This is a genomic window from Pseudonocardia sp. NPDC049635 (assembly GCF_040659795.1).
Lineage (GTDB): Bacteria > Actinomycetota > Actinomycetes > Mycobacteriales > Pseudonocardiaceae > Pseudonocardia.
This window is the reverse complement of sequence record NZ_JBFAON010000005.1, coordinates 78,728-93,613: the sequence shown is the minus strand read 5'-3', so window position 1 is coordinate 93,613 and position 14,886 is coordinate 78,728. Positions and strand designations below refer to the sequence as shown.

Here is a 14,886-nt window from a genome sequence, read left to right as displayed (position 1 = left end):
CGTGCCCGCCGCCGAACAGCTCGCCGCCGACACCCTGCTCACCGGGCTCGTCGGTTTCACCGAGGTGCTGCGCGCCGCGGGGGTCCCGGTCACCGGGGACCGGGTCGCCGCGTTCGTCGAGGCCCTCGAGACGCTCGACGTCACCGACCGGGAGCAGGCGTACTGGGCCGGGCGGCTGACCCTGTGCGCCGACCCGGACGACGTCCTGCGCTACGACCTGGCCTTCCCCGCCTGGTTCGAGCCGTCCCAGGGGCGCCGCGCCACCAACCGCGACGAGCGGCCACCGGCCCCGCCGAAACTGGCCGCGCTCGTCCCCGGGCGGGAGGGCGCCGGTGACGACGACGCCGAGGACGGCCCTCAGATCAAGGCCGCGGCCACCGGCACCGAGGTGCTGCGCAGCCGCGACCTCGCCGAGCTCTCCCCCGCCGAGCGTGAGCACCTGCGCCGGTTGATGACGCTGCTCCGGCCGGAGCCGCCCACCCGGGCGTCACGACGCAAGCACCGGGCCGTCCACGGTGCACCCGATCCGCAGCGGACACTGCGTACCGCGCTGCGCAACCAGGGTGAGCTCTCGCGGATCCGGCGCCGGGACGTGTCGCGGCGGCCGCGCAAGGTCGTCCTGCTGATCGACGTGTCGGGATCGATGGAGCCCTACGCGGACGCGCTGATGCGGTTCGCGCACGTGTTCGTGCGTCGCGCACCGCGCTCGGTGGAGGCGTTCACCCTCGGCACCCGGCTCACCCGGATCACCCGCGAGCTGCGCCAGCGCGATCCCGAGCGGGCGCTCGGCGCCGCCGGGAAGGCGATCCCCGACTGGTCGGGCGGGACCCGTCTGGGTGAGGTGCTGAAGGCGTTCGTCGACCGCTGGGGCCGCCGCGGGGCCGCCCGCCGGGCGGTCCTGGTGGTCTTCTCCGACGGCTGGGAGCGGGGCGGGACCGAGCTGCTCGGCGAGCAGGTCGAGCAGCTGGCGCGGCTGGGCCACCGGCTGGTCTGGGTGAATCCGCACGCGGGCAAGGACGGCTACTCGCCGGTCCAGGGGGGAATAGTCGCGGCCCTGCCGCACTTGGACGATCTGCTGGCCGGGCACAGCCTGGACACGCTCGAGAAACTGCTGAAGGTGGTCAGAGATGCGTGACGTCATCGAGCAGCTGGAAGGCTGGTGGCGCAAGGGCGAGCCGGCAGCGCTGGCGACGGTGGTCGGGACCTTCCGCTCCGCGCCACGCCAGCCCGGTGCCTCGATGCTCGTCGGGCCCGGCGGGGAGGCGGTCGGATCGGTCTCCGGCGGTTGCGTCGAGGGCGCGGTCTACGAGCTGGGCCAGCAGGTGCTGGCCGAGGGCCGGCCGGTGCTGCAGCGCTACGGCGTGTCCGACGACGACGCCTTCGCGGTGGGCCTGACCTGCGGCGGGATCCTGGACATCTTCGTGGAGAAGGTGACCCCGCAGACCTACGAGCAGCTCGGCCGGATCAGCGAGGCGATCCGGGCCGAGGAGCCGGTCGCGGTCGCGACCGTCGTCGCCGGGCCGTCCGAGCGGCTCGGCACGCGGCTCATCGTGTGGCCGGACCGGGTCGAGGGCGGGACCGGATCGGACCGGATCGACGACGCCGTGCGCGACGACGTGCGCGGGTTGCTCGACTCCGGCCGCAACGCCACCCTCACCTACGGCGTCAACGGTGAGCGGCGCGGCGAGGGTCTGCAGGTCTTCGTCGAGTCGTTCGCGCCGCCGCCGCGGATGATCGTGTTCGGCGCGATCGACTTCGCGGCCGCGGTGGCCAGGATGGGCTCGTTCCTCGGGTTCCGGGTGACGGTCTGCGACGCCCGCCCGGTGTTCGCCACGGCGAGCCGGTTCCCGGGAGCGAACGAGGTCGTCGTCGAGTGGCCGCACCGGTACCTGCAGGCCGAGGCCGACGCGGGCCGGATCGACCAGCGCACCGCGCTCTGCGTGCTGACCCACGACCCGAAGTTCGACGTGCCGCTGCTGGAGGTCGCGCTGCGGTTGCCCGCGGTGGGCTACATCGGCGCGATGGGATCGCGGCGCACCCACGACGACCGCATCGAGCGGCTGCGGGAGAGGGGCGTGACCGACGCCGAGATCGCCCGGATGTCCTCACCGATCGGGCTCGACCTGGGCGCCAGGACGCCCGAGGAGACGGCCGTCTCGATCGCCGCCGAGATGATCGCACAGCACTGGGGCGGTGCCGGGATCCCGTTGGCCGAGCGGGAGGGCCCGATCCACGCCACCTGACGCGTCCGCCCTCTGCTTTCGGAGAGGGCGCTGCACTCCCCCGACCTGCGGATCCCCCTGTACCGTGGGCCGCAACCTCGAAGCGGGAGGAGGGCAGCGTGGTCCTCACCGGTCCATCCGGCGGCGCCGCGCGGGACACCGTGCTGGTGCTGGACGGCGGCCCGGCGCATCCCGGTTCCCGCGGTGGCTACACGGTCCGTTCTCCGGAGTGCCCGCGCGAGACCCGGCCGCGGCTGTCGAAGTTCCACGCCCCCGAGATCGTCTTCGGGCCCGACTCGCTGCCCGAGTCGGCCCATGCGGCCGTGCGCCTGGGGGCCCACCGGCCGTTCGTCGTCACCGACCCGGGAGTGACCGAAGCGGGTTGGCCCGCCGAACTGCTGCGGCACTTGCGGTCAGCCGGGATGCGCCCGCAGCTGTGGAACGAGATCACCCCGAACCCCAAGGACCACGAGATCCAGGCGGGTTTCGAGCGGTACCGGGATTCCGGCTGCGACGTGGTCGTCGGTATCGGCGGCGGCTCGGTGATCGACGCCGCGAAGGGCGTCGCCCTGCTCGCCGCGAACGGTGGCGCGATCGGGGACTACGAGGGCATCGACCGGATCTCCCACCCGATCCCACCGCTGGTGATGGTGCCCTCGACCTCGGGGACCGGGGCGGACGTCTCGCAGTTCTGCATCATCACCGACACCGCCCGGCTCACCAAGATCACCATCATGGGCCGGGCCCTGGTCCCGGACGTCTCGGTGATCGACCCGCGGCTGCTGGTGACGATGCCGGACTGGCTCAACGCCGCGACCGGACTGGACGCGCTGACCCACGGCATCGAGGCGTTCGTCTCGCTGGCCCACGGCCCGCTCACCGACACGCACGCGCTGCACGCGGTCGCACTCGTGCACGCCAACCTGCCGACCACGATGATCCGCCGCCGCGACGACGGTCCGCGCACGGCGATGGCGCAGGCCGCGCTCGAGGCCGGTCTCGCCTTCACCAACGCGATCCTCGGCGCCACGCACGCGATGAGCCACCAGGTCGGCGGCATGCTCGACCTGCCGCACGGGTTGATCAACGGCATCCTGCTGCCGCACGTCATCCGGTTCAACGGGGCCCAGGAATCCGCCCGGTTCGTGCCGATCGCGCAGGCCATGGGCCTGCCCGCCCGACCGGGGATGCCCGGTGACGAGGCCGTCGACATGGTCGCCACCGAGGTTCGCAAGCTCGCCGACGAGGTGGGCGTACCGACCGGTCTGGGCGCGATCGGCGTCCGGGAGTCCGACGTCCCTCGACTGGCCCTGCTCACCCTGGGCGACGCCTGCCTGACCACCAACCCGCGTACGGCGAGCGCCGCCCAGATCGAGGACCTGTTCCGGGAGGCCCTGTAGTGGCGACCACAGCGTCCCCCGCCCGATGACCGCCGCGGCGCGGTTCCCGAGCCGCCGCACACCGGCACCCGCCGAGCGTTCCGGCGGGCCCCGTCCGCGGCCCGATCTCGACGCGCTCACCGGGCTCCGCACGGGCAAGCCGTCGTTCTACTCGGAGTACCGGGTCAACGCCGAACGGCTGCGCCGGGTCATCGGTTCGCTGGACCGGATCTCGGCCGCGCTGGTGCGCACGTTGGAGGGGTCCGAGGCGCTGGTCCGTGCGGTCGCCGACGCGGCCGCCGATCACCTGTCCGCGGACTGGGTGGTGCTCGCCCTGGTCGACGGGGAGCTGACCGACGCGCAGCCCCGGCACGTGGTGATCGGGCCGGACGGGGTCGAGTGGTCCGACCTGCAGCTCGTCCCGGACCGGGTGCGCAGGCACATCGTGCTGCTGCAGGGCGCCCTCGGCGTCGGATGTGACGACTCCGACCGGCGGCATCTGCACGTCCCCATCCGGTTGAACGGCCGCACCGTCGGCGGATTCGTCGCCTGGACCCCGGCGGACCGCGAGATCGACGACACCGACCACTCGGTGCTGCGGATCCTGGCCGGCCAGACCGCCTCGGCGCTGCAGAACTGTGCCCTGCTGGACCGGGCGGAGCGGCTGCACGCCCGCACCGCGGCGCAGGCGGAGGATCTGCGCACCCGCAACGACGAGCTGATGCGCACCCAGCAGGCGCTCGGAGCGGCCCGCCAGCGCGAGGTGCTGGACAACGAGCGGCATCGGATCGCCCGCGAGCTGCACGACAGCGTCACCCAGTACGCGCTGTCCGCGGGCATGCACATCGAGCTGTGCCGCAGCGAGATCGACGACCCCCGCCTGTTGGAGCATCTCGACACCGCGAAGGACCTGACCCGGCGCGCGGTCGAGCAGCTCCGCTCCGCGATCTACGCCCTCAACGACGACGACCACGCCGACAAGGACCTGCCCTCGATGTTGCGGCAGCTGTCCACCGTGCACATGCCCGACGAGCTGCGGGTCGAGGTGACGATCGGCGGCACCCCGATCCCGCTGCCGCACGAGCACGAGCAGTCGCTGTTCCGGATCGCCGGTGAGGCGCTCTTCAACACGGCGATGCACGCGTCGGCGTCCCGGGCGGTGGTCCGGCTCGCCTACCAGCCCGACCGGGTCCGGCTCTCGATCTCCGACGACGGCGGGGCCGCTCCGGACCAGATCCGCCGAACACTGCGCGCCGCCTCGGTCCGCGGCCCCTCCGGTGAGCACCGTGGACTCGTCAACATGGACGCGCGGGCCCGCGAGATGGGTGGCACCCTGCGGTTCCGGCGATCCCGGATCGGCGGATTGCAGGTGCAGGTGGACGTTCCGTCCGGGACGGCCAGGAGGGAGAACCCGTGAGCACCACGGACGTGCGTGGTGGTGGGACGGCCCGCCGGGATCCGCCGGCCGTCCGGCCGATCCGGATCGTGCTGGTGGACGACCACTCGATCATGCGCCAGGGCCTGCGGGCCGTGCTGGAGCGCGAGGACGACCTGCGGGTGGTCGGCGAGGCGGGCAACGCCGCCGAGGCCATCGCGGCCGTCGCGGCGAGTCGCCCGCAGGTCGTGCTGCTCGATCTCAAGCTGGCCTCCGGCCCGCAGACCGACGGGCTGGAGGTCTGCCGCAGGCTGTGCGCCGACCATCCCGGGATCGGTGTGCTCGTGCTGACCACCTTCGCCGAGGACCGGCTGGTCGTCGAGTCGGTCCAGGCCGGGGCACGCGGTTACGTCGTGAAGGACGTCGACACGACCGAGCTGGTCCGGGCGATCCGGGCGGTCTCCCGCGGCGAGAGTGCGTTCGACGCCCGGTCCGCCTCGGCGATGGTGCGCTCGCTGTCCGGTGGGATGCCGGACCGGGAGCGGCTCACCGACCGCGAGCTGGACGTGCTGCGACTGCTGGCCCGCGGATTGTCCAACCGCGCGATCGGCGCGGAGCTGTTCATCTCCGAGACGACCGTCAAGTTCCACGTCGGGAACCTGATGCGCAAGCTGATGGTCTCCCGCCGCGCCGAGGCGGTCTACGCGGCCACCAAGCTGGGCCTGCTGTAGCGGCCGACGTTCCGCGGAACGCGGGTCACACGCCGACCGTCCCCGCGTTCCGCGGGACCGCTGCCGCCCGGGCGTTCTGGTGACACCACTCCCACCTGCCCTCCCTCACGCGTCCGCCGCTCGCTGTCGGGTGCTCACTGTCGGACCCCTGATGCATGCTCATGCGAACGCATGTTCGATATTCTGGCATCTCGAGGCTGGGGGAACCGATGAACACCGACCAGGGCGCAGGACCCGATCCGCTGCTGTCGCCGAGGCCGCTGTCCGAGCTGCAGTCGGAGCTCCTCGGGCTGGCCGGGCACATCGCAGCCGCCGAGTGCCGATTCCTGCAGCTCCTGGCCGAGTTCGACCGCCGTGACGGCTGGGCGGGCGTCGGGGTGCGTTCGTGCGCCCACTGGCTCACCTGGCGGGCGGGGATGAGCATGCGCACGGCCACCGAACACCTGCGCATCGCGCACGCCTTGGAGAAGCTTCCCCGGGTCAGGGCCGAGTTCGCGGCCGGGCGGCTCTCCTACTCCAAGGTCCGGGCGATCACCCGGGTGACCGGCTCGGACAGCGCGGCGCTGGCCCGCATGGCCGACCGGATCACGGTCCCCCGGGAGACCGGGTCCAGGGCGGCCACCGGGGCAGCAACCGCCGCCGACCAGCCTGCCCCCGCTCCCGACAGCGGGCTCGCCAGCGGGCTCGACAGGGACTGCAGGAGTGGGCCCGGCAGCACGACCGGCACCGGGCCGGAGACCGACCCCGACACCGACGCCGACGCCGAGGCCGGCGGCGCTCCCGCCGGCGTCTCCGTCGTCGATCCCGAGGTCGCCGAGGAGATCATGCTGAACCTCGCCCGTTCCGGCACCGCGAGCCACGTCGAGAGGGTCGTCCGCGCCGTCCGCCGGCGCACGGCCCCGCCCGCGGTCACCGCCACGCGCCGCGGTCTGAGCTGGTATCACGACGCCGACGGGTCGCTGGTCGTCCGCGGCCGGTTCACCCCGGAGGACGGCGCGGAGCTCGTCGCCGCGGTCTCGGCGCTGCTCCCGATGCCCGCCCCGGCGCGGCCGGAACCCGAGCAGGCTCCCGGACCGGTGGCCGACCGCCAGGCGGCCCGGCGGGCGGACGCGCTGCTGGAGCTCGTCCGCCGACAGGACCGGCCGGATCGACAGGACGGGGACGCGCCCTCGGTCGCCCGCGGTGAGGCCCGCGTCGTCGTCCACATCGACGTGGACACCGGCACGGCCCGCCTCGCGGACGGTCCGGAGATCCCCGGCCCCACCGCCGAACGCCTGGCCTGCGACGCCCGCAGCCGGGTCCTGCTCGACGACCGCCGCGGGAACCGGCTCTACCTGGGTCGATCCCGTCGACTCGCCTCCCGGCACAGATCGCGGCACTCACCGCCCGGGACTGCGCGGACGGCGGGGGCTGCCGGTTCCCCGGCTGCGGCAGCACCCGGTACCTGCACGCCCATCACGTCCGGCACTGGTTGCGGGGCGGACGCACCGACATCGACAACCTGATCCTGCTCTGCGGGTTCCACCATCGGCTGGTCCACGACCACGGTTACCTGATCCGGTACGTCGACGCGCGCTGGGAGTTCCGTCGCCGCGACGGTGTACTCGTCCCCGCTGCCGGGGCACCGCTGAGCGGTGACCAGGAGGTCCTGGTCGAGCAGCACACGAGCGCCGGCCTGGGGATCGACGGTGACCCGCTCACCCCCGACTGGTACGGCGACCCGATCGATCCCGGGCTGTTCCTGGACGCTCTGCTCCCTCCGGTGTCGCCCGGTGCGGCCGCCTGAGACACCGCGGGGTCCGCGTACCGGTCGGGGCCGCCGGCGCCGCGAGACCCGCACGCTCTCGTCGCGGAGTCGCGGCCACCGGCGAGCCCGGCCCGGTGGCACGAGACGTACGGGTCCCGGCACCGGGGCCGCCGGACGCCACCTCGGGCACGGCTCGGTGCTCCCGCCGGTGCTGCGACGTGATCGCGTCCGCGTCGCGGGTCGTGGACCCCCGCCCCGGCCGGTTCACCCGGCCCACCGCTCGCCACCCACCCGGCCCCTGCCCGGAGCACCGGGGCTCAGAGCCGGTAGACAATGCTGATGCGCTGGTACGCCGAACGCCCCGCCCGTCTGGCCCGGCAGGTCGTCGCCGACCTGGTCGCCCTGGTGTGGTTGGTGCTGGCGGTGCTCGCCGGGGTGGCCGTGCACGACGGCCTGCGCACCCTCGAGGGCCCCGGTCGCTCGCTCGTCGCCGCGGGCGGGCGGATGTCGGAGGTGTTCACCGGGATGTCGGGCGCGGTGTCATCGCTCCCGTTCGTCGGTGCGGACCTCGCCGTCGCTCTCGACCCGGCGACCCGGGCCGGTGCCGATCTCGCGGCCGCCGGGCACGAGTTCGGCCGGACCGTCGGGATGCTGGCGACCGGGGCGCTGCTGGTGGTGCCGCTGTTGATGCTGATGCCGGTGCTGCTGGGTTGGTTGCCGCTGCGACTGAGGTACGCCCGCCGGGCGGGGGCCGCCGTCGCCGCCCGGGCGGGCGCCCCCGACCTGCTGGCCGTCCGCGCCCTGGCCCGGGTCCCGGTGGCCCGGCTGACCCGGGTCGCCCCCGATCCGGCGGCGGCGTGGCGGGACGGGGACCCCGACGTCGTCGCCGGGCTGGCCGCGCTGGAGCTGACGTCGTTGGGTCTGCGGCCCCGGCCCTGAGCCCACCGCCGGAACCGCCGCTCCCGGACACCCGGACAGTCGGTGCGAGCCGTTCGCGCGGAGCCGCGCCGGGGATCCACGGCCGCCGATCGAGCCGATCCGCCGGCGCGCGGTGTGCCAGGTCGGAGAGCCGGACCGAGCCGGTGCAGGCGCCCACCCGGCGCGGCAACCCCGCCGTTTCCGGTCGAGACCGGCGAACGGGCCGACCCGCGGCAGGCCGTGGACGAGACAGGTGAGCAGGACGAGCCCACCGGCCACGACGAGTGCGCGCCCCGGCTCCCGGCCGCCCGCGAGCCGCGAGCCGCGAGCGGTGCCAGTACGGCGATCGTAAACAGGCCGGAGTGCGGAGCAGCACCTCCGGCGGCGGCCGCGGCCGGGAGTGCTGCTCGTCGTGTCGACCGACCCGTGGCGAGGCAGGGCAGGGACGTCAGCCCGGGTCGGGCTCCGGGGACGACGCGTGCGCCCAGTAGCGACGCGGGATCCGGCCGGCGTGCCGGGCGGCCCAGCCCGCCTCGACACCGCGGCGCATCGCCGTGGCCATCCGCTCCGGGTCCGCGGCCCGGGTGACCGCGGTGGCCAGCAGCACCGCGTCGCAGCCCAGCTCCATCGCCAGCGCGGCCTCCGAGGCGGTGCCGATGCCGGCGTCGAGCACCACCGGCACCCCGGCCTCGGCGACGATCATCTCGATGTTGTGCGGGTTGCGGATGCCCAGTCCGGTGCCGATCGGTGAGCCGAGCGGCATGACCGCGGCGCAACCGGCCTGCTCCAGCTTGCGGGAGAGCACCGGATCGTCGTTGGTGTAGGGCAGCACGGTGAACCCGTCGTCGACCAGTTGCTCAGCGGCGTCCAGGAGCTCCACCGGGTCCGGCAGGAGGGTCCGCTCGTCGGCGACGACCTCCAGTTTCACCAGGTCGGTCTCCAGTGCCTCGCGGGCCATCCGGGCGGTCAGCACGGCCTCGGCAGCGGTGCGGCAACCGGCGGTGTTCGGCAGGATCCGGATACCGAGACGGCGCAGGAGATCCAGCAGCCCGGTCCCGCCCGTGACGTCGACCCGGCGCAGCGCCACCGTCGTCAGCTCGGTCCCGGAGGCGACCAGCGCCCGCTCCAGGATCTCCAGGTTCGCCGCGCCCCCGGTCCCCATGATCAGGCGGGAGTCGAACTTCTCGTCGCCGATGATCAGCGGCGTGTCGGCCCGTTCGCTCATGGTCATCCTCCCTGCACCGCGGTCAGTACCTCGACCCGTGCACCGTCGGCGATCCGGTGCTCACCCCAGGACCTCCGGGGCACCACCTCACCGTCGACCGCCACCGCGACGCCCCGTTCGGGCAACCCGGCGTCGGCGAGCACCCGGGCGAGCACCGGTTCGCCGTCGACCTCGTGGTTCTCGCCGTTCAACACGATCTGCAACGTCAGCTCCTCTCGGCCCCGACCGGCTCGAACCGGCGGGGGTCGGCCGCACGGGCGGCGCCCGGCACGTCCTGGCCGCGCAACAGCGCGGCGACGGCGGCGGCGGTGACCGGGACGAGCAACATGCCGTTGCGCCCGTGGCCGGTCGCCACGAACATGCCCTCCGGCCCGATCCGGCCGATCAGGGGCAGGTTGTCCCGGCTCCCCGGGCGCAACCCGGCGGCCGTCTCGGTCAGCTCGTACTCGGCGATGCCGGGCAGCACCCGTTCGGCGTCGCGGAGCAGGTCCCGCACCCCGCCGACGGTGACGGCGGTGTCGAACCCGTTCTCCGCGGTCGTCGCACCGACCACCAGGTCCCCATGGCCCGGTACCACGCGGGGCACTGCGTACACCGGGCGTCCGTCGACGAGTGCGCGCACCGTCCGCGAGGGCGGCGGCAGGGCGCCGGAGCGCCGGGTCAACCGCAGGATCTCACCCTTCACCGGGCGGACCAGCCCGTCCAGCACCGGGTGCAGGCCGGCCGAGTGCGCACCCGCGGCGACCAGCACCGCGTCGGCGTCGACCACGGTCGCGTCGGCCAGCCGGACCCCGGTGACCCGGCCACCGGTCTCCAGCACCTCGCCGACGGCGCGTTCGTCGACGGTCACGCCGAGCCGCTCGCAGGAGGCGCGCAGTGCTGCGAGCAACCGCCGGTTGTCCACCGACGGGTCGTCGGGCACCGACAGCCCGCCCCGGACGTCCGGTCCCAGGGCCGGTTCGAGCCGGCGCAGCTCACGGCCGGTCATCCGCTGCACCGGCCGGCCCAGTGACTCCAGGTACCCGGCGAGCGAGTTCAGCTCGTCCCGGTCGCCGGACCCGGTCGCGACGACGACCGTGCCCTCCGGATGCAGCCCGGCGTCGGTCCCGGCCTCCTCGGTCAGGGCGCGGGCGAACTCCGGCCAGCGCGCGACCGAGTCCAGTCCCAGCGCCAGCAGGTCCTCCTCGCCCGGCCACGCCTCGGTGACCGGGGCGAGCATCCCGCCGGCCACCCAGGACGCGCCGGTCGCGGGGGCCGGGTCGTGCACGGTGACCCGCCAGCCCGCCCGGGCCGCCTCACGGGCCGCGGACAGCCCGATCGCGCCGGCGCCGACGACGGCCAGCCGGCCGTTCCGAAGGGCGCTCATGGAACTTCCACCTCACTCCCTGCGCCGGCATGACCCGGATCAGGTTCGACGGTCGGGACCGCGGTCGGGTCCCCTCTCAGCCCGCTCGCCGGGCTCCCGTGGTTCGTCTCCTACCGGCTCCAGGCTACGCCGTACCGTTCGGGCCGTGTCCCACACCGATACCCGCACCCGTCGCCTGGACAGGCTCGCGGCCGCCCGGCTGTACCTCTGCACCGACGCCCGCTCCGAGCAGGGCGACCTCGCCGACTTCGCCGACGCCGTGCTGGCCGGCGGCGTCGACATCATCCAGCTCCGGGACAAGGGCGGTCCGGACGGCCCGCTCGAGGCCCGGCACGAGCTGGCGGCGCTGGAGATCCTCGGTGACGCCTGCCGCAGGCACGGTGCGCTCCTCGCGGTGAACGACCGGGCGGACGTCGCGATGGCCGCGGGTGCCGACGTGCTGCACCTGGGCCAGGACGATCTGCCGGTGCACTGGGCACGGCGGGTGGTGGGTCCGGACGTGATCGTCGGCCGGTCCGCGCACAGCGCCGAGGAGACGCTGACCGCGGCGGACGAGGACGGCGTCGACTACTTCTGCGCGGGTCCGTGCTGGCCCACACCGACCAAGCCCGGGCGCCCGGCCCCGGGCCTGGACCTGGTGCGGACGGTCGCGGGCCGGGCGCCGGCGCGTCCGTGGTTCGCCATCGGCGGGATCGACGAGCAGCGGCTCGACGAGGTGCTCGACGCCGGCGCCACCCGGATCGTGGTGGTCCGGGCGATCACCGGCGCCGAGGACCCGCGGGCCGCCGCCGAACGGCTGCGGGCGCGTCTCCCCCGCTGACCTCAGTTGCCGCCGGTGCCCCCGGTCGTGCCACCGTCCTGGCCGGACTCCTGCCGGCCGGGCTCGGGCTGGTCGGTCGGGAGCACCCGGTTCAACCGGTCCTGCAGCGAGTCGCCCTGCCGGGAGTCGGAGCCGCCGTCCTGGCCCGGCTCGGGCGTCGTGGTGCTCTCGGTCGGCTCGGAGGTCGACGTGCTGCTCTCGGACTCCTCGGTCGAGCTCTCCGACCCGGTCTGGTCGCTGTCACCGGCGCCGGCGCCGTCGTCCTGCTCGGTGCTCTCCTGCGGGGACGGGCCGCCGACGGCGCGACCGATCGAGGTGCCGCCGTCGCCGCCGCTGAGCGGGGACCCCTTGATGAACTCGATGCCGGTGATCAGGAACATCGAGACCGCGAAGGTGACGATGCCGATCACCGCGGAGACGATCATCGTCTTGCGGGTGACCCGCACGCGCCGCAGCCGGCCGGGAGTCGACGGGGACGCCGCCCGGTGCGTCCGCCCCGGCGCGTGCGCGGGGTCGAGCAGAACGGTCTCCTCGCCGGTCGGGTCGGCGGCCCCGCGGCCACCCTGTTCACGCGCCGCGATCACCGCGCTCTTCTTGGCCAGCTCGACGGCCTTCTCCTTGCTCACCTCGATCGAGCGGGTGAACAGGGTCGTCGCCAGGGTCGAGATGATCGATCCGAGCGCAGCGCCGACCACGGTCCCGACGGCGCCGAGGAACGATCCGAGGATGGCGGTGACGACTGCGGCACCGGCACCCGCAGCGATCTTCGTCGGGTTGAGATCGGCCTTCAGCGACGACGTCTCACCGGCAGGCTCCTTCTCGCCACCGGAACCGCCGGCTCCACCGCCACCACCGGGGCCACCGGGTCCACCGGGGCCGCCGGGGCCGCCGCCCACCGGGCCGTGCGGGCCACCGGGCCCGGCCGCACCCGGGCCGGCCGGATGGACCCGGGTCTGCGGTTGACCGCCCGGCGGGGTGCCCTGCGGGACGCCCGGGCCCGGCACGACCCGGGTGGGTCGTCCGGCGGCCCGCGGCGGGCGCGCCTGCGGGACCCCGGGGGGCGATCCCTGCGGCGGGCGGGACAGTGCCGTGCGGCGCTGGACCGGGACGCGCGGAGCGTCCGGCGCGACGGGGCGGCCGGTGGGGAACGGTGGGGCCGGGCGATGCCCGCCGGGGACGCCACGCGGGTCGTCACCGGGGCCTGGCTCGGGGGGGCGCTGCTGAGGCATGGCTCCTTGCAAAGGTCGTGGTCCGGCGGCTCCGCAGTGGTGAACGTGCGGGAGCGCGCGGACGCACCCGATGATCACCTGAAGTGGCAACCCTCACGCGGGTGAATGAAAGTCACGTTGTGATCACGATTCTACCGGGACCGACCGTTGCGTTGCGTCACCGGGGGTGACGGATCCCCGGATGATCGCTCGGCAGCGCCGTACGCAGCAACGGCCACGACACCAGCACGCTCAGCGCCACGAGCGCCGGGCTCAGCACGGTCCTGGCCAGCCCCAGCAGCACGACCTGGTCCGCGGCCCACAGCGGGAGGAACACGGAGAGCCGCACGAGGTACTGCGCCACCCACGCCCAGGACGCCCGCTGGTAACCCCGGAGCAGATCGGGATCGCGGCGCCAGCGGGTCCGCTGTCCCAGCAGACCGCCGACGACGACACCGAGCAGCGGCCAGCGCACGACGATCGAGATCGCCCAGGCCAGCGCGCTGCCCACGTTCGACACGATCTGGACCAGGAAGAAGTCCGACGCCCGGCCGGTGATCAGCGCGATCGCCGCCGCAGCCACCACCCCGGCGAGACCGAACAGCACCGCCCGCGGCTTGCGCCCGCTCCGGAGCCGCCAGGCGGCCACCACAGCACCGGCGAGGACCGCCGCCCCGGCGCCCCAGTTGATGGGGTACCCCGACCCGGCCCATCCGGCGGCCAGCCAGGTCACGACGAAGGCGACCACCGGGACCGAGGCGTCGACGGCTCCGGCTCGGCCACCGAGCAACTCGGCGAGGCCGGGGTCCGGTCGGGGCTCTGTGCGGGGGGCGGGATCGGGGGCCACCCGGTAAGGGTGCCCTATGCCGGGCCCGCCCGTCGACGGATCCGGACGGGCGGAGGGCCCGCCCCGGAACGTCCGGGACGGGCCCTGCCGTCAACTGATGATCTTGTGGTGGTTAGCGCACCGGCGTGAAGTCACGCGCGCCGATGTACTCGGGTCGCCGCTTGGGCGCGTAGAACGGCTCCACACACGCGTTCTCGACGCTGTTGAACACCAGGAAGATGTTCGACCGCGAGTACGGGGTGATGTTGTCCGCGGAGCCGTGCATGCAGTTCGAGTCGAACCAGGTCGCGGAGCCGGCCCGTCCGGTCATCATCGCGATGCCGTGCCGGTCGGCCAGCGCCGTGATCGAGTCCGGGTCGGGGGTCCCGATCTGCTGCTCCTTCAGCGACGTCCGGTAGTAGTCCTCCGGCGTCTCGCCGACACAGGACACGAAGGTCCGGTGCGAGCCCGGCATGATCATGAGACACCCGTTGTACGGGTGGTTGTCGGTCAGCGAGATCGAGCAGCTGACCGCCCGCGGGGTCGGCATGCCGTCCTCGGCGTGCCAGGTCTCGAAGTCGGAGTGCCAGTAGAAGCCGCCGCCGCCGAAACCGGGCTTGTAGTTGATCCGGCTCTGGTGGACGTAGACGTCGGAGCCGAGGATCTGACGAGCCCGGGACAACACCCGCTCGTCGCGGACCAGGCGGGCGATCGCCGAGGAGATCCGGTGCACCTCGAAGATCGAACGCACCTCGTCGGACGACTTCTCGATCACACACCGCTCGTCGGAGCGGACGGCGGGATCGTTCGCGAGGCGATCGAGCTCGGCCTGGAAGAAGGCGACCTCGTCACCGGTGAGCAGGTCGGGGACCTGGACGAAGCCGTCCCGGTCGTGCGCGGCGAGCTCCTGCGCGCCGAACATCCCGGTGCTCCCGGGCTTCCCCCACACGGTGGGCTCGACCCGCTCGATGAACGCTGGCTCCTGCGAGACCCGCGTGTAGTAGCGGTCGCCCGCGCGCTGCAGGCGGGTCAGGTCGTCGCTGCCGGCCACGGCAGTCATGGACATTCC

The 14,886-nt window shown here is 74.0% G+C and carries 13 protein-coding genes, 2 pseudogenes and 1 riboswitch; of the genes and pseudogenes, 9 read left to right on the top strand and 6 right to left on the bottom strand.

Translation table 11 applies throughout. The annotated features are described in order from the left end of the window. Position 1: 1 nt before the first annotated feature. The 8 genes and pseudogenes from AB0J24_RS08750 to AB0J24_RS08715 all read left to right on the top strand — a co-directional run bounded on the left by AB0J24_RS08750 (position 2) and on the right by AB0J24_RS08715 (position 8,393). Entirely contained in the window at positions 2-1,135 is a 1,134-nt protein-coding gene (locus tag AB0J24_RS08750; RefSeq protein ID WP_358677632.1) for a VWA domain-containing protein, read from the top strand. Beyond that, positions 1,128-2,243, top strand: a complete 1,116-nt coding sequence (locus AB0J24_RS08745; protein ID WP_358677629.1) for an XdhC/CoxI family protein — start codon at positions 1,128-1,130, stop codon at positions 2,241-2,243. The genes AB0J24_RS08750 and AB0J24_RS08745 overlap by 8 nt, the downstream gene beginning before the upstream one ends. Before the next feature lie 98 nt (positions 2,244-2,341). Continuing rightward, the gene (locus tag AB0J24_RS08740) at positions 2,342-3,622 is read left to right on the top strand and encodes an iron-containing alcohol dehydrogenase (protein ID WP_358677626.1); all 1,281 of its coding nucleotides are present in this window, start codon (positions 2,342-2,344) and stop codon (positions 3,620-3,622) included. A gap of 25 nt (positions 3,623-3,647) precedes the next feature. Continuing rightward, positions 3,648-5,018, top strand: coding sequence for a histidine kinase (locus AB0J24_RS08735; RefSeq protein ID WP_358677623.1), 1,371 nt, complete (start codon positions 3,648-3,650; stop codon positions 5,016-5,018). After that, on the top strand, positions 5,015-5,707 hold the full coding sequence (locus AB0J24_RS08730) for a response regulator transcription factor (RefSeq protein ID WP_358677620.1): 693 nt from the start codon (positions 5,015-5,017) through the stop codon (positions 5,705-5,707). Before AB0J24_RS08735 ends, AB0J24_RS08730 begins: the two co-directional genes overlap by 4 nt. Positions 5,708-5,862: 155 nt before the next feature. Further along, positions 5,863-7,062: pseudogene (locus tag AB0J24_RS08725) on the top strand (DUF222 domain-containing protein); the annotation flags it as partial. Positions 7,063-7,112: 50 nt separating this feature from the next. Continuing rightward, positions 7,113-7,247: pseudogene (locus AB0J24_RS08720) on the top strand (HNH endonuclease signature motif containing protein); the annotation flags it as partial. Positions 7,248-7,793: 546 nt separating this feature from the next. Then, entirely contained in the window at positions 7,794-8,393 is a 600-nt protein-coding gene (locus AB0J24_RS08715; RefSeq protein ID WP_358677618.1) for a hypothetical protein, read from the top strand. Between the two features lie 427 nt (positions 8,394-8,820). Here AB0J24_RS08715 and AB0J24_RS08710 read toward each other — a convergent pair whose 3' ends face one another. From AB0J24_RS08710 to thiO, 3 genes are all read right to left on the bottom strand, one after another. Further along, positions 8,821-9,603 (bottom strand): thiazole synthase, encoded by a 783-nt coding sequence (locus AB0J24_RS08710; protein ID WP_358677615.1) that lies wholly within the window; start codon positions 9,601-9,603, stop codon positions 8,821-8,823. Then, positions 9,600-9,791: a sulfur carrier protein ThiS gene (thiS, locus tag AB0J24_RS08705; RefSeq protein WP_358678044.1), complete on the bottom strand. Its 192-nt coding sequence runs from the start codon at positions 9,789-9,791 to the stop codon at positions 9,600-9,602. Before thiS ends, AB0J24_RS08710 begins: the two co-directional genes overlap by 4 nt. Positions 9,792-9,802: 11 nt before the next feature. Continuing rightward, positions 9,803-10,963 carry a glycine oxidase ThiO gene (thiO, locus tag AB0J24_RS08700; protein WP_358677612.1) on the bottom strand — a complete coding sequence of 387 codons (1,161 nt, stop codon included), beginning with the start codon at positions 10,961-10,963 and terminating at the stop codon, positions 9,803-9,805. Beyond that, a riboswitch (TPP riboswitch) is annotated at positions 10,962-11,072 on the bottom strand. (Overlaps the previous gene by 2 nt.) A 36-nt stretch (positions 11,073-11,108) precedes the next feature. On the opposite strand from thiO, the gene thiE reads away from it, so the two are divergent. Then, positions 11,109-11,783, top strand: coding sequence for a thiamine phosphate synthase (gene thiE, locus AB0J24_RS08695; RefSeq protein ID WP_358677609.1), 675 nt, complete (start codon positions 11,109-11,111; stop codon positions 11,781-11,783). Positions 11,784-11,785: 2 nt separating this feature from the next. Here thiE and AB0J24_RS08690 read toward each other — a convergent pair whose 3' ends face one another. The 3 genes from AB0J24_RS08690 to thpD form a co-directional block, all read right to left on the bottom strand. Further along, complete coding sequence (locus AB0J24_RS08690; protein WP_358677607.1) at positions 11,786-13,012, bottom strand: hypothetical protein; 1,227 nt, start codon at positions 13,010-13,012, stop codon at positions 11,786-11,788. Between the two features lie 157 nt (positions 13,013-13,169). Beyond that, on the bottom strand, positions 13,170-13,838 hold the full coding sequence (locus AB0J24_RS08685; protein WP_358677604.1) for a DUF3159 domain-containing protein: 669 nt from the start codon (positions 13,836-13,838) through the stop codon (positions 13,170-13,172). Positions 13,839-13,950: 112 nt separating this feature from the next. Then, entirely contained in the window at positions 13,951-14,877 is a 927-nt protein-coding gene (gene thpD / locus AB0J24_RS08680; RefSeq protein ID WP_358677600.1) for an ectoine hydroxylase, read from the bottom strand. Positions 14,878-14,886 lie beyond the last annotated feature (9 nt).

Coding starts and splice junctions, on each gene's coding strand:
- AB0J24_RS08745 (WP_358677629.1), top strand. CDS start 1,128: ATGCGTGACGTCATCGAGCAGCTGGAAGGCTGGTGGCGCAAGGGCGAG.
- AB0J24_RS08735 (WP_358677623.1), top strand. CDS start 3,648: ATGACCGCCGCGGCGCGGTTCCCGAGCCGCCGCACACCGGCACCCGCC.
- AB0J24_RS08715 (WP_358677618.1), top strand. CDS start 7,794: ATGCGCTGGTACGCCGAACGCCCCGCCCGTCTGGCCCGGCAGGTCGTC.
- AB0J24_RS08710 (WP_358677615.1), bottom strand. CDS start 9,603: ATGACCATGAGCGAACGGGCCGACACGCCGCTGATCATCGGCGACGAG.
- thiO (WP_358677612.1), bottom strand. CDS start 10,963: ATGAGCGCCCTTCGGAACGGCCGGCTGGCCGTCGTCGGCGCCGGCGCG.
- AB0J24_RS08690 (WP_358677607.1), bottom strand. CDS start 13,012: ATGCCTCAGCAGCGCCCCCCCGAGCCAGGCCCCGGTGACGACCCGCGT.
- thpD (WP_358677600.1), bottom strand. CDS start 14,877: ATGACTGCCGTGGCCGGCAGCGACGACCTGACCCGCCTGCAGCGCGCG.